This is a genomic window from Pedobacter gandavensis (assembly GCF_032678465.1).
GTDB classification, from domain to species: Bacteria; Bacteroidota; Bacteroidia; order Sphingobacteriales; family Sphingobacteriaceae; genus Pedobacter; species Pedobacter gandavensis_B.
Genome location: NZ_JAVTSK010000007.1, coordinates 150,663 through 165,107, shown reverse-complemented (window position 1 = coordinate 165,107; position 14,445 = coordinate 150,663). Strand labels below are relative to the sequence as shown.

General features: G+C 39.9%; 14 protein-coding genes. 8 read left to right on the top strand and 6 right to left on the bottom strand.

What is annotated here, in order from left to right:
- Window position 1: 1 nt before the first annotated feature.
- The 6 genes from R2Q94_RS14460 to R2Q94_RS14435 form a co-directional block, all read right to left on the bottom strand.
- Window positions 2-2,548: a TonB-dependent receptor gene (locus R2Q94_RS14460; protein ID WP_316822175.1), complete on the bottom strand. Its 2,547-nt coding sequence runs from the start codon at window positions 2,546-2,548 to the stop codon at window positions 2-4.
- The gene (locus R2Q94_RS14455) at window positions 2,548-3,594 is read right to left on the bottom strand and encodes a FecR domain-containing protein (protein WP_316822174.1); all 1,047 of its coding nucleotides are present in this window, start codon (window positions 3,592-3,594) and stop codon (window positions 2,548-2,550) included. Before R2Q94_RS14455 ends, R2Q94_RS14460 begins: the two co-directional genes overlap by 1 nt.
- Before the next feature lie 9 nt (window positions 3,595-3,603).
- Complete coding sequence (locus R2Q94_RS14450; RefSeq protein WP_316822173.1) at window positions 3,604-4,206, bottom strand: RNA polymerase sigma-70 factor; 603 nt, start codon at window positions 4,204-4,206, stop codon at window positions 3,604-3,606.
- 9 nt (window positions 4,207-4,215) lie between these two features.
- Entirely contained in the window at window positions 4,216-4,695 is a 480-nt protein-coding gene (locus tag R2Q94_RS14445) for a hypothetical protein (RefSeq protein WP_316822172.1), read from the bottom strand.
- Window positions 4,696-4,757: 62 nt separating this feature from the next.
- Window positions 4,758-5,765 carry a glycosyl transferase gene (locus tag R2Q94_RS14440; RefSeq protein WP_316822171.1) on the bottom strand — a complete coding sequence of 336 codons (1,008 nt, stop codon included), beginning with the start codon at window positions 5,763-5,765 and terminating at the stop codon, window positions 4,758-4,760.
- Window positions 5,758-6,558, bottom strand: coding sequence for a methyltransferase, TIGR04325 family (locus R2Q94_RS14435; RefSeq protein ID WP_316822170.1), 801 nt, complete (start codon window positions 6,556-6,558; stop codon window positions 5,758-5,760). Before R2Q94_RS14435 ends, R2Q94_RS14440 begins: the two co-directional genes overlap by 8 nt.
- Window positions 6,559-6,729: 171 nt before the next feature.
- On the opposite strand from R2Q94_RS14435, the gene miaB reads away from it, so the two are divergent.
- The 8 genes from miaB (at window position 6,730) to R2Q94_RS14395 (ending at window position 14,407) form a co-directional block, all read left to right on the top strand.
- Window positions 6,730-8,175, top strand: coding sequence for a tRNA (N6-isopentenyl adenosine(37)-C2)-methylthiotransferase MiaB (gene miaB / locus R2Q94_RS14430; protein ID WP_316822169.1), 1,446 nt, complete (start codon window positions 6,730-6,732; stop codon window positions 8,173-8,175).
- A 19-nt stretch (window positions 8,176-8,194) separates the two neighbouring features.
- Window positions 8,195-9,424: a sigma-54 interaction domain-containing protein gene (locus tag R2Q94_RS14425; RefSeq protein WP_316822168.1), complete on the top strand. Its 1,230-nt coding sequence runs from the start codon at window positions 8,195-8,197 to the stop codon at window positions 9,422-9,424.
- Between the two features lie 4 nt (window positions 9,425-9,428).
- Window positions 9,429-9,941 carry an LptE family protein gene (locus R2Q94_RS14420; protein WP_316822167.1) on the top strand — a complete coding sequence of 171 codons (513 nt, stop codon included), beginning with the start codon at window positions 9,429-9,431 and terminating at the stop codon, window positions 9,939-9,941.
- A 31-nt stretch (window positions 9,942-9,972) separates the two neighbouring features.
- The gene (locus R2Q94_RS14415; RefSeq protein WP_316822166.1) at window positions 9,973-11,055 is read left to right on the top strand and encodes a hypothetical protein; all 1,083 of its coding nucleotides are present in this window, start codon (window positions 9,973-9,975) and stop codon (window positions 11,053-11,055) included.
- A 14-nt stretch (window positions 11,056-11,069) separates the two neighbouring features.
- On the top strand, window positions 11,070-11,420 hold the full coding sequence (gene secG / locus R2Q94_RS14410; protein WP_316822165.1) for a preprotein translocase subunit SecG: 351 nt from the start codon (window positions 11,070-11,072) through the stop codon (window positions 11,418-11,420).
- A 238-nt stretch (window positions 11,421-11,658) separates the two neighbouring features.
- Window positions 11,659-11,952 (top strand): co-chaperone GroES, encoded by a 294-nt coding sequence (gene groES, locus R2Q94_RS14405; protein ID WP_182960577.1) that lies wholly within the window; start codon window positions 11,659-11,661, stop codon window positions 11,950-11,952.
- 58 nt (window positions 11,953-12,010) lie between these two features.
- Entirely contained in the window at window positions 12,011-13,651 is a 1,641-nt protein-coding gene (gene groL / locus R2Q94_RS14400; RefSeq protein ID WP_316822164.1) for a chaperonin GroEL, read from the top strand.
- 99 nt (window positions 13,652-13,750) lie between these two features.
- Window positions 13,751-14,407 (top strand): MgtC/SapB family protein, encoded by a 657-nt coding sequence (locus R2Q94_RS14395; protein ID WP_316822163.1) that lies wholly within the window; start codon window positions 13,751-13,753, stop codon window positions 14,405-14,407.
- Window positions 14,408-14,445 lie beyond the last annotated feature (38 nt).

Below are 14,445 nucleotides of genomic sequence, written 5' to 3'. Positions count from 1 at the left end.
CTTAGATTTTGAAACTATAGGCGATCCATGGATAAAATCCTAAACTATATTCGATACTACTCTTTTTTGTTTCAAAGGAAGAGGAATTCAAATGATAATACAAAGGATTCTTACGGTTATAAAGGTTATAAATACCTACTGAAAGAACGCTGGAAAGGAATCTTTGTCCTGGCATTTTAGTACGGAACTGATATTGTGCGGAAACATCCATCCGATGAAACACAGGAAACCTACTGGTATTTCTATCTTCAAAAATTGGCACATTTAAACCATCATGCTGATAATAACCGACAGGAAGAGTTAGTGGCCTACCCGTTGAGTAGATAAAGAATCCCTGAAAAGACAAGCGTTTATTCAGGTCATATTTAGCCGTGATTTTCAGCTCATGAGGAATGTCATAATTAGCAACAAACTCCTTTCCGAAATTGAGTTCTGCTATTTTCCGGAATACCCTGGAATAACTATAAGCAATAGTTCCAGAAAACTGACCTTCTTTTTTCGTCAACTCCAGCTCCAGACCATAAGCCCTGGCCGTCCCGGATTTCAACTGTTTTCTCACCTCTGGATTCTTGATGATCTGCGCATGATCAATCAGCTCCAGCTGGTGGTCCATAAATTTATAATAGGCATTGGCCGACCAGATCCAGGGACCAGGGATGTACCGGTATCCCAGGGAGAAGTAATCTGAATGCTGCGGTTTTATCGTTTTTGAGGCTGGGATCCAGGGTTCGAGAGATGAAAAGGCCAGCGTACTATTCTGAATCAGCTGCAGGTATTGATAATTCCGGTTATAGCTGAAAAAATAACGCTGGTCTGCAGTTGGAAGATAACTAAGATTAATACGTGGCTCTGGATTGACAAACAATTTAACCTCTTTTGTCTTTATCCTGTTTCCTTGCGAATCAAATACATTATTGCGTACTTCATTATTCTTAAACAAACTTAGGCGAAGGCCATAATCCAGTTCAAAATCTGAACTTAGATTAAGGTTTTGGGAATAATACAACGCTCCTTCCAGACTTCTATCTTCAGGAATATTAAATTCATCATTTGGGGATTGCTTTACCTGTCCTGGATTGAACATATGATAGATTCCAGAACCTCCAAATTTAATCTGATTCTGCGGATTCAGGTAGTAGGTATAATCTGCTTTTATGGTAATGTCTTTCACCTGGGTTTGCCACTGTGTTTTTTGGGATAAGGTATCTGCATTTAGATCCAGTACATTATTGTAATTGCTATAGATTAAAGATACATTCTGGAAGATCGTGGAGTTAAAGATATGGTTCCATCGAAAGGTGGAAGTCAGGTTTCCCCAATTGTTGGTATAAGCATTTTCAGAAAGCAACCTATCCTTTCCGGCATAGATGGAATAGAAAATAGTGTTGTTCTGATTGAGTTTATAATTCGCCTTTGCGTTGATGTCGTAATAAACAGAATTAGGATTAAACAGTTTAAAATTACTTCGAAACACATCCAGCAAACTTCTCCTGAAAGCAAAGATAAAAGAGCCTTTATCCTTTACGATGGGGCCTTCTGCAGCAATACGTGCCGCAAGAAAATTGAGTCCTCCGGTTAAATGGTACTCTTTATTGTTACCTTCTGTCATACGGTTGACTACAACAGCAGAAAGGCGCCCGCCAAAATTTGCAGGAATATAGTCTTTGTATACCTGGACGTTATTCACCACATCCGGATTAAAAACGGAGACCAATCCATATAAATGTGAGGGGTTATATACGATGGCTTCGTCGAGTAAAATCAGGTTCTGATCAGAATTTCCTCCTCTAATGAACATTCCAGAGCTGCCTTCCGACAAAGATTTGATGCCATTCTGCATTTGCAGTTTTTTAACAACATCTGTTTCTCCTGCATAATAAACAGAACTATTCAACTGGCTCGGCCCAAGATTCAGTTCATTCAATAGAATAGGATTTGGGGTAACGGGATTGGATTGGATTTCCACTTCCTCCAAACGATTGGTCTTCAGTGTAAGCTCCAGATTGAGTGATAAATCCTGGTCTAAGCGAATATTTTCTTCTCTTGTTTGAAAACCCGTATTTGAGACCATTAATTTATGAATTCCCTCCGTGATAAATAAAGAGTAGAAACCGTATTGATTGGTATTTACACCCTGTCCAATTTCGGGAATATATACTGTAGCACCGATCAACTCCTCTCCACTTGCCTGATCACGAACATGGCCACTGATGGTCCATTTCTTCTCTTTTAAGGGACTAATTACAATGTCATTTCCAACGAGTTTAAAGCCCAGATGGGTTCCAAAAAGGAGCTGGCTTAGCACCTCCGACAATGGAGTTTGTAAGAAATTCAGGGGAGCCGTTCTTTTATTCCGTAATAAATCAGGATCAAAAGCAAAGCTACATTTTGTCTTTTCTTCCAATAGGTGCAGCACTTTGATCAGGGAATCGGCTGGCCGGCGTATACTGACCTGATGATCTAAAATGGTTTTATGCTGTGCAAAAGCAATTGATGTTCCGGCTATAAATAAGAAACAGATGCAAAAGATCCGAAAAAAGAAGGTCATTATTTTTCAGATAAAAGGAATTTACCATCTGACTGCGACAGCTTACAGTCTAAAGAAGCGGAGACTACAGCAAGTGCACTGTCGAGGTTTTGATATTGTAATTTCGCCGTTAGTTTTCTTTCTTTTAAACCATCTCCTACTATCTCAATCTTAGCCTGATACACTTTTTCCATTTTCTGTACCACCTCCTTTAGTGGAACTTCTGTAAAAACAAAGTTTTTATCCAGCCATGCTTTATAATTCAGATCGGGATTATCCAGAGCCATCAAGGTTTGATTTTTATGGTCATAAATACCCAGTTTCCCGGCAGTCAGATTTACTTTCCTTGTCGTCCCAGCTTCTTTGAACTCCACTTCTCCTTCTTCTACGATGACCGTCGACTGCTGTTCATTTCTACTGATATTAAAGCGTGTTCCAATGTCTTTTGCCTCCACTCCGCCCATTTCCACTCTAAACTGTGACTTCTGGTTGGGGGCTACCTTAACAAATGCTTCTCCATTGATCAGCACCAATTTACGGTCTGTCAGGAAGTTATTTTTACTATAGCTGATACTGGTCCCCGCATTGAGGTTCAGATCTGTTCCATCTGGAAGCACCACATTGGTCAGTAATGCTGTTCCGGTATTGATCACAATATCTTTATTTTTCCAGAAGAAATAACCGTATCCCAGTGTCGATAAAATCAATAACATTGCTGCCATTTTCATCCAGAAATAGGGCATTGAGTTGTTCTTTCTGACTTTCAGGGGCTGCTCATCTTTGCCCTCTGTACTTTCACCTGACCGGGCCTCATCCAATGGAAAAACCTGCTGATCCAGTTTCTGATCTAACATGTTCCAGGAATGATGTGCATCAATATCGTGTCGCTCTACCAGTTTATCCAGATTAATCTGCACGCTACGAAATTCCATATAGAGCTTTTCATTTGCCTCCGCATCTTGCCTCCACTGATCCAGGATGACCTTATTTTCGGCACTAATGGTTTCTTCCAGATCTTCAATAATCAGGGAAAATATAAACGATTCATTGGTTTCAGAATTTTTCATAAGGGCGTTTTATTTTAAAATCATTTTAAGTAGCAACATCAGGATTGCCCCGGACTGCCCGAGTTGTTCCCTTAATTTCTGAAAACCATAGGTCAAATGATTTTTAACAGTCTTTAAAGAAATGTTCATCTGATCTGCAATTTCCTGTTGTTTTAATTTACCAAATCTACTCAGGTACATTACCTCTTTGCATTTAGGTGGCAACAATGCCAAAGCGTCCTCCAGGTTTTTCAATAATACCTCTTCCTCATGCCGGCGATCCTCTTCGGAATCTTCAGAATGTTGAAGATTAAGATAGCTCAATTGTTTTGCCGCATTCTGCTTTTCCCTTTTTAGAAAATTAAGGGAGGCATTTACAATTGACCTGAATAAATAACTTTTCATCGCATACTGAATATTTAACTGAGCTGCTTTGTTCCAAATATTAATAAACAGATCATGCACAATTTCCTCCGCGGCCTCTGTTTTTCCTACATATCTGAAGGCAAGGATAAACAGCTGCCGATAATACTTTTTATAAAAGGCTTCAAACACTTTTTTATCTTTATTCCTGATCGCATTCATCAGCAACAAATCCTCCTCAGGAGCGGCATATATAGGTTTAATACTCATGATCCCCCCTTAAATTTGTTTCAAGGTAAGAATCCCTGAAATCTCCGGCGACCGTTCCAGGGTGTTCATCGCTACAAACCAATATCCTTTCAGCAGGTATCGCTCCTGAAGTGGCGTTAAAACAATTGTGCCCGTCAGGGGGGCTGCTTGGTTAGCTCCTTCAGGTATCTTGATTACCTGGACAAGGGTTCCTTTTGAACCTTTCGTCCCTGTTCTCAGGCTGATTTCGGTAGGTAGCAGATTTTCATATTTCAGAGAATAGCTCAGCATTTTGCTCCCCTCATCGTATGCCCCTTTCAACATCGCAGTACCCTTTGAATCCGTATTTGGCTCCTTTTTATCTATTCTAGCAGTAACTGCATAGGATCTAACAGGAGGTTTAATCTTCTGGCTACCTTCGGATTCCTTTTTACATCCTCCGAAAGTCAACACCGTCCACAACACCCCTATTTTGAACCATGTAAATCCCTGACCTTTAACATCCCACATATTTGTATTTTAGAAGGCAACTAAAATACTAAATTATTGAAGATCGCAGCAGATACTATTTATTAATATATAAAACCATATTGAAAAGATCTTTTGGTGTAGAAATTCTTATAATAACCACGCAAAGAAAATACCAGAAACCGTCCTAAAACTTTCTTTACCCAGACTAGTTCATTACTGATATGGTAAGGGATGAGTCCATTGTCACTCTTTTCAATTTGTTTTTCCGCCTGGGAAAGTGCCTGAACATAGGGCCGATAAATATGTTTGATCTGATCCCGATCCAGTTGATAACCAGCTGGTGCAATCAAATAGCTATTTTTTGAAGAGTAATTAAAACCATGGTAATGATAAAATACCAGATCGAAATCCTGTTGGTCAATAAGCACTTTTCCGGTCGATTTCCCTGACTTCTGCTTAAATTTGTATTGTTGAATATTCCAGGGGGCAACTCCTGCTCCCAGATGCTGACAAACGTGTACACATGAAAAACGTGTCGTCCAGTCGTCCAGGTATTTCTGATCTCCAAATTTACCATCTTCCGCTCTGGAATAACACCATTCTAAACAGGCAGAAACCCACCAGTTCAAAACTTCCATCCCTTCCTGAGTATTTTTAAATGTCATAAATTGTACACAATAAATTCCACTAGTACTGGATTGGTCGTAGCAAGGGGTATATCGATGTTCTGTAATCAACACTGATTTATTGCCCATTTCGTCGATTAAAATCTCCGGGTTACTAAAAAAGAGCAGATCTGCATCCACATAGGTACAATGGTCCAGATTAAAATGCTCAATACAATGCTTAATTGTACTTGAGGCGGCAGTCCAGCAATATTCCTGGGCTGTACGGGTCGGTTTTATCCTTAATAAATCTTCATTTTCAAATTCCTGCAGGGAGATGATACTTGCTTTTGGAAGCGCCATTTTCGAAAGTGCTTCGTAGCAATGTGCATCAAACGCGAAAATATACAAATGAAAATCAGGACAACATTGTTCCAGAGAACGATACATCGCCAAACCACGGGATAGATACGTGGTATTAAAAAGTGTACAGAATTTAAGCATAAACTGATAGGTTTTGAAAGTAAAAGCCTTTGTCGTATCCCAGTTCCTGGCCATTGATCTGCATCGTTTCTTCACCTTTTACATAAGAGCTGAACTCGGCGATGAGTTGATAATGATCCTGGAAATGGTTTAAAAACCGATCCTGATTAAAGAACCAGGAAGGATAGGAAGCCTCATATATTTCCGGTGGTACAATTTGTAAAGTCAGCCGATCCTGTTTACCATAATGAAAGGCGGTACGATCGAACAGTAAAAAAGGAAATTGATAGGCTGCAAGTTCCTTTAAAAACTCATGAGGTTTTTCCAGGTATTGTGTTACGGAAGACAGGATGACCAGGTCGATCGCCTGCTCTTTCTGGCAATCTGCTATGCTGTGGTGGAATTTGAGCAATTCATCTTCAAAATGTTCTTTTCCACAGTTTACATAATGCCCCTGTTCTACGACATTCCAGCTGGCACAAATTTCCGGTGTTAAAAACTCCCTGATCTGGAAATAGGTACTTCCTAATGAGCCTCCGAAATCCAGCACATGAAGTGGTTTTTTATGTATTGCTGCGCTATGTAATAAAAAAGAGATTAAAGGAAATGGGTATTGTTTTTCACTAAAGTTTACTGAGTCTCTTTCATACACTGCTTCCCCGTTTTTCACTTTAAGGATGGCTGTTTTTGTTTTTTCGAGGATCAGTTCTGCGTCATATCCGCTGGTTTTTTCGACTACTTCGAACCAGTTCGCATAATCACCGAACCAGCCATATAATTGTTTAGGACTTTTTGCGAAGAGGCTTTTGAACATATATTACGGGGATTTTAGTCATTTTTACCTCAATGACAACCAATCATGAAAAAGGTCCTATACCTTTCTGAAAAGATTTTCAAAAATTTTCTTTGTCTTTAAGACCCTGCCACTTTGTCATTTCTGAATTTAATTGTGTATTTTTGAAACCCAGAAAAATGTTAACCATTTATGATTGATTTACAGCTTACAGATAAGACACACGATGAAGAGCGCCAGGGCGAGGCTTTAGTTATTGATGCACCAGAGGTCCTTAATGGCCGGAAGTTGTACATTGAAAGCTATGGCTGTCAGATGAATTTCGCAGATAGTGAGATCGTTGCTTCGATTTTAAAAGATCAGGGTTTCGAAACCACAGGTGATTATCATGAAGCAGATGTCGTATTTATCAATACCTGCTCTATCCGTGAAAACGCGGAACAAAGAGTCCGCAACAGACTGTCGCAGTTTGGTGCGGAAAAACGCAGAAACCCTAAATTGGTGGTTGGCGTTTTAGGTTGTATGGCAGAACGGTTAAAATCAAAATTCCTGGAAGAAGAGAAATTAGTGGATATGGTGGTTGGCCCTGATGCTTACCGTGACCTTCCTCAGCTGATCAATCAGGTGGAAGATGGGCAAAAGGCCATCAATGTATTGTTGTCCAGAGAGGAAACTTACGCAGACATCAGTCCGGTGAGGTTGAACAGCAATGGCATTACTGCATTTATTTCGATCATGCGTGGCTGTGACAATATGTGTTCTTTCTGTGTCGTTCCATTTACCAGAGGACGCGAGAGAAGCAGAGATCCGCATTCCATTCTTATCGAGGCACAGGACTTGTTCGATAAAGGATATAGAGAAGTGACTTTACTTGGACAGAATGTAGATTCTTACAAATGGAAAGGTACTGATGCAGCAGAAACTGCTGCAATTGAAGTAAACTTTGCTCAATTAATGGAAAAGGTAGCGTTGATCAGCCCTGAATTAAGGATCAGATTTTCTACCTCACACCCTAAAGACATTACTGACGAGGTATTGTATACCATCGCCAAATACGATAACATCTGTAATTATATCCACTTGCCTGTTCAATCGGGCAGTAGCAGGGTTTTGGAATTAATGAACAGAACTTATACCAGGGAATGGTACATCAATAGGATTGACGCCATCAGACGCATTATTCCTGGCTGTGCCATCTCTTCAGATATCATTGCAGGCTTCTGTACAGAAACAGAAGAAGAACATCAGGAAACGTTAAGCATTATGGATTATGTAGGTTATGACTCTGCATTTACCTTCTCTTATTCCGAAAGACCAGGGACACTTGCTGCAAGAAAACTGGAAGATGACATTCCTGAACCAGTAAAAAAACGCAGGTTAGCAGAAATATTACTGAAAGCACAGGCTACTTCTTTAATGCGCTTACAACAATTTGTTGGAAAAACTGTTAGAATTTTAGTGGAGGGTACCTCAAAAAAATCTGATCTTGACTTCTGTGGAAGGAATGACCAGAATGCCATGGTAGTTTTCCCTGCAACACCAGGTGTGAAAGCTGGAACATACGTTAATGTTTATATTGACCGTTGTACATCGGCTACCTTATTAGGAACCGTTGTTGAAACACCAGAAATTGTTTAATCAATAAAGACAAATAACTTTGGACATACAAGACATTAAAAACCGGTTCGGCATCATTGGCGGCTCTCCGCTATTGAACCGGGCAATAGATATCGCCAGACAAGTTGCGCCAACAGACATGTCTGTATTAATTACCGGAGAAAGTGGTAGTGGTAAGGAGGTTTTCTCTCATATCATTCATCAAATGAGTACCCGTAAACACGGTGCATTTATTGCGGTTAACTGTGGAGCCATCCCGGAAGGGACGATAGATTCAGAACTTTTCGGACATGAGAAAGGTTCATTTACCGGAGCTCATGAAGCCCGTAAGGGATATTTTGAGGTGGCCAATGGAGGAACGATATTCTTAGATGAGGTAGCTGAATTGCCATTAGGTACTCAGGCCCGTTTGTTGAGGATTCTGGAAAGCGGCGAATACCTGCGTGTAGGTTCTTCTAAAGTACAGAAAACAGATGTCAGAATTATTGCAGCTACAAACGTTGATGTTTACAACCGGGTTAAATCTGGTAAATTCCGTGAGGATTTATATTACCGCCTGAATACCGTGCCTTTGCGCATTCCTGCTTTGCATGAGCGTAAAGAGGATATTTACCTTTTATTCAGAAAATTTTCTGCGGATTTCAGTGATAAATACAGAAGTCCGGGAATTCAGCTGGAACCGGATGCCATACAAATGCTCAGCAATTATAGCTGGCCAGGGAATGTTAGACAACTGAAAAATATTGCCGAACAAATCTGTGTATTGGAAAAGGAGCGTAATGTAACCGCAGCAGCCCTGCTGAATTATATTCCAAATGAAAGTGCCAGTAATTTACCTATGGCCATCAATGGCAGTACCAAGGAAGACTATACTGAGCGGGACATTCTTTACAAAGTGCTTTTTGATATGAAAAAAGACATGATGGAGTTGAAGAAACTCGTTGCTGAGATCATTCAAAGCGGAGGAAATACTTCTCATGTCATTGCCGATAATACTCATTATATCAATCAGCTGTACCAGGAGGTAGACCAAACGGTAAATGAACCTACTTTTACGATTAAAAAGCCAGTTCAAAATGCCCCTTTGGACTATAATTATACACAAGAAGCTGAAGAAGTAGAAGAATCTTTGTCGCTCATAGATAAAGAATCTGACCTGATCAAGAAAGCGTTAAAGAAACACAAGGGAAAGCGCAAGTTTGCAGCACAGGAACTTGGAATTTCCGAACGTACTTTATATAGAAAGATCAAAGAACTGAATTTAAATTAATCCAATGAAAAAAATATTGTTGCTGCTGGTGGTGGTTATTTTTAATTCCTGTTCCATTAAATTTAACGGAGCATCTATCCCACCGGAGATGAAGACTGTTAATGTACTCTTTTTTGAAAACAACGCGACATTAGTGGTGCCGAGTATGGCGACTAATATGACGGAAACATTAAAGAATATGATTCGTAACCAGAGTAGTTTGAACATTACTACCAATGATCCCAATGCGGTATTTTCTGGAAGTATTACCAACTACGACATTCGTCCAACCACGATAATCGACGCGAATAATCGTGGTGTGGGGAACACTTCACCACTTAATAGAATGACCATTCGTGTGAATGTAAAATACACGAACAACCTGAATCCCAAACTGAGCTTTGAGGAGCCAATTGAACGTTTCATTGATTTCCCAACTTCAGGTGGCAGTTTTGCTGCACAAGAGCCAGCACTCAATAAAAAAGTGATCGATCTGATTTCACAGGATATTTTTGACCGTGCATTTGCAAATTGGTAGAATTTGAAAATTCAATTGTTAACTTAGCAACGTGGAGCAGGAACTAGATATGAGACAAGAACTGGAAGTATTATTAGCGGAACCTGAAAAGGTAAGACCCGATCATGCGGCTATGCTCAAAGATCTGATCTTGAAGTACCCTTATTTTCAACCTTTGCATTTATTATTGGCAAAAGCCAATATGGATAGCGCAGAAAGAGAAGATACACTTGCTACTACCGCATTGTATACCAATGGTCAATTGCTACATCAGTTTCTCCATGAACCAGGTTATTTAGTCCGCGCCGATTTCAACGTTGTCTTATCTCCTGCTTTTGACCTGCTCAATCATCAGGCAGATACCCTGGATGAGATTGTTCTGGATGAGGTGCCTGCCGAATCAGAGGAAACCAATCTGTTAATGGAAGATCCAATGCCTGCTGAAACCGACGACTTTGTACTGGAGAATATTGTGTCTACAGACTTTTTCGCTTTCCAGGATAACTTTAGTCCGGAGCCCGTTCCTGAGGCTGTTTTGAAAGAGGAGGAACGTCTTGCCGCATTGCAAAAAGAAATTGCAAAACAGGAAGATCCGGTAGTAGTCAGCAAATACGACGACGATCAGTTACCATTTACCTTTTTATGGTGGTTACATAAAACCCGAAAAGAATACCAACAGATCTTTCAGCCTTATACTACGCCTAAACTTGCTCCAAAAACAGAATCAGTAGAAGAAGCTGAACAGCCAAAAGATAATTTAGAGGGTAATTCCAACGAATTACAGCAACAGTATGTAGAGCATATCTTTCATTTACAGAGTCCACTTGCCGACGAGCCCGCAGCGGAATATGTTCCTGGAGATGTCACTCATAAAGGAACCGATATTATCGATAGCTTCCTTAAAAATGACCCGCAGATCAGTCCTCCGAAAGCAGAACACCTCAATACAGAAAATAAGGCCAAGAAGAGTGCTGAAGATCGTAATGACCTTGTATCAGAAACCCTGGCCAAGATCTACATTGAGCAAATGCTTTACGACAAGGCCATAGAGACTTATGAAAAATTAAGTTTGAAGTTTCCAGAAAAAAGCCGTTACTTTGCCGACCTTATCCAATCCATAGAAAAGAAAATTTAACCATATAACCGATTATGCTATTTTTAATTATTTTATTAATCATTGTCTGCATTGCCTTAGCGCTATTTGTTTTGATACAAAATCCTAAAGGTGGTGGCCTTGCAACAGGTGGATCAGGCAGCAACATGTTTGGCGTTCAACGTACTGGTGATGTTCTTGAAAAAGGTACCTGGGTATTATTAGCATTAATCGTAGTGCTTACTTTATCCATTACTACCATTGCAAAAACAGGTGGATCAGCAGCAGCTGTGGATTCTAAAATCCAGGAACATTTGGACAAAACACCAACACCATCTCCACTAGGATCATCTGCTCCGGCTACTACAGCTCCAGCAACCACTCCTACTGATTCTGTAAAGAAATAAGAGATTTCAAAAAAATATTCAAAGTCCGGTATCTCGATATCGGACTTTTTTTATGCTTTCATTTTTTTTTCCTTAATACACAATTCTGCCACTCTGACACGAAAATAGTTTCGTCTAATCTATTAGCTGACAATGCCGTGTAAATTTGGCAAGCAAAACCTGCTTGGCATAAAAACTGATATACCTGGCGCACGTAATACTTTTACATTAATTTTAAAATTAAAAACAAGAATAAGTTATGGCTTTAAACATTAAACCCATTGCAGATAGAGTAGTGATTGAAGCTGCTCCTGCCGAAGAAAAAACAGCTTCGGGTATCTATATCCCTGATACAGCTAAAGAAAAACCTCAGCAAGGAACAGTAGTTGCAGTAGGTCCTGGTAAATATGCCGAGGCGACTGGTAACTTAATCCCATTGAGCGTTAAAGCTGGTGACGTGGTATTATATGGTAAATACGGTGGTACTGAAATTACTTTTGAAGGTAAAGAGTATCTTATTATGCGTGAGTCTGATCTATACGCAATTCTTTAGTCGTTGAATTAACCTATTCAACCTTATTACAATCAATCATTAATAACAATATTTTAAAATGGCAAAGCAAGTAAGATATAATGTAGAAGCCCGTGACGCCCTGAAAAGAGGTGTTGACATTTTGGCTAATGCGGTAAAAGTAACTCTAGGTCCAAAAGGACGTAACGTAATTATTGACAAAAAATTCGGTTCACCAGCGATTACTAAAGATGGTGTTACTGTAGCAAAAGAGATTGAATTAAAAGATCCTATTGAAAATATGGGTGCTCAGATGGTGAAAGAAGTTGCTTCTAAAACTGCAGATATCGCAGGTGATGGAACAACTACTGCAACTGTATTGGCACAGGCAATTGTAACTGCAGGTATTAAAAACGTTGCTGCTGGTGCAAATCCAATGGATTTGAAACGCGGTATTGACAAAGCAGTTACTGCAATCGTTGCGAACTTAAAATCACAGTCTCAAACTGTAGGTGAAGACAATAACAAAATCAAACAAGTTGCTTCTATTTCAGCAAACAATGATGAAGTGATCGGTTCACTAATTGCTGAGGCAATGGGTAAAGTAGGTAAAGATGGTGTCATCACTGTAGAAGAAGCAAAAGGTACTGAAACTGAAGTAAAAACAGTAGAAGGTATGCAGTTTGATCGTGGTTACTTATCTCCATACTTTGTAACTAACGCAGATAAAATGGAAGCGGAATTAGAAAACCCTTATATTTTAATCTACGACAAAAAAATCAGCAACATGAAAGAATTGTTGCCGGTATTAGAAAAACAAGTACAAACAGGTAAACCATTATTGATCATTGCTGAAGACTTAGATGGCGAAGCATTGGCTACATTGGTAGTAAACAAGATCCGTGGATCTCTGAAAGTTGTTGCTGTTAAAGCTCCAGGTTTCGGTGACCGTAGAAAAGCAATGTTAGAAGACATCGCTATCTTGACTGGTGGTACTGTTATCTCTGAAGAAAGAGGTTATAAATTAGAAAACGCTGACCTTACTTACCTTGGTACTGCTGAGAAAGTTGTTGTTGATAAAGACAATACTACGATCATCAATGGTTCAGGTCAGTCTGAAGACATCAAAGCTCGCGTTAATCAGATTAAATCTCAAATCGAGACTACTACATCTGATTACGATAAAGAAAAACTACAAGAGCGTTTGGCTAAATTAGCTGGCGGTGTTGCAGTTCTTTATGTTGGTGCAGCTTCTGAAGTTGAAATGAAAGAGAAAAAAGACCGTGTTGATGATGCTTTACATGCAACTCGTGCAGCTGTAGAAGAAGGTATCGTTGCAGGTGGTGGTGTTGCTTTCATCCGTGCTATCGAGGCCTTAGAAGGCATGAAAGGTGTGAATGATGATGAAACTACTGGTATTGCAATCGTTAAACGTGCAATCGAGGAGCCATTACGTCAAATCTGTCAGAATGCAGGTATCGAAGGTTCAATCGTAGTACAAAAAGTAAAAGAAGGTATTGCTGACTTCGGTTACAATGCTCGTACTGATGTATATGAAAACTTAATCGCTGCTGGTGTAATCGATCCAACTAAAGTAGGTCGTGTTGCATTAGAAAACGCAGCTTCTATCGCAGCTATGTTGTTAACAACAGAATGCGTATTGGCTGATGATCCTGAAGATGCTCCTGCTGGTGCAGGTATGCCTCCAATGGGTGGTGGTGGTATGGGTGGAATGATGTAATTTCAATCCCAATAAACCTTTTAAAAGCCTCAGAATTTCGATTCTGAGGCTTTTTGCTTTATATGCGGAACCTTTGCTATCTTTAACTGAGAACAAGCTATGAACAACATTTTAGAAAGCAGTCATTTCCTGACGCAAACAGAGGTAAACAAGTTTTTACTCGCCACACTTTTATGCGGACTGATTGGAGCAGAAAGAGAACTCAGAAGTAAGCAGGCGGGATTAAAGACAATGATCATGATTGGATTGGGTTCTACTCTTTTCACGATTTTATCGATAAAAATCGGACTTACAAGTCACGACCGTATTGCGTCTAATATTGTCACAGGGATTGGTTTTCTAGGAGCCGGGGTTATCTTTAAAGAGGAGAACCAGGTAAAAGGACTGACTACCGCCTGTGTGATCTGGATCGTTGCGGCAATCGGCATGGCCACCGGCGCAGGCTACTATGAACAGGCTACCGGAGTAACACTTATCGTACTTGCTGCACTACTGGTTTTTCCTTTTTTGGAGGAAATGGTAGAACAACGCTTTACAAAGCGCGTGTACCGCATCGTTAAAAAATATGAGAATGAAAGTCTGGAAAAATACGAAGAAGAGCTTAGGGGCTCTGGATTGAGACTAAGCAGGGGGAAACAGGAGTTGGCCAATGGAACAATTAGTGGAACCTGGATAGCGATAGGCAGTCCGAAAAATCACAAACGATTTGTAGACCAGATGTTACAGGATAAAAAGATCATCGCATTTGATTTTTAATTCGCATATCCTCAATAAAATCCTTTCAGTGCAGAATT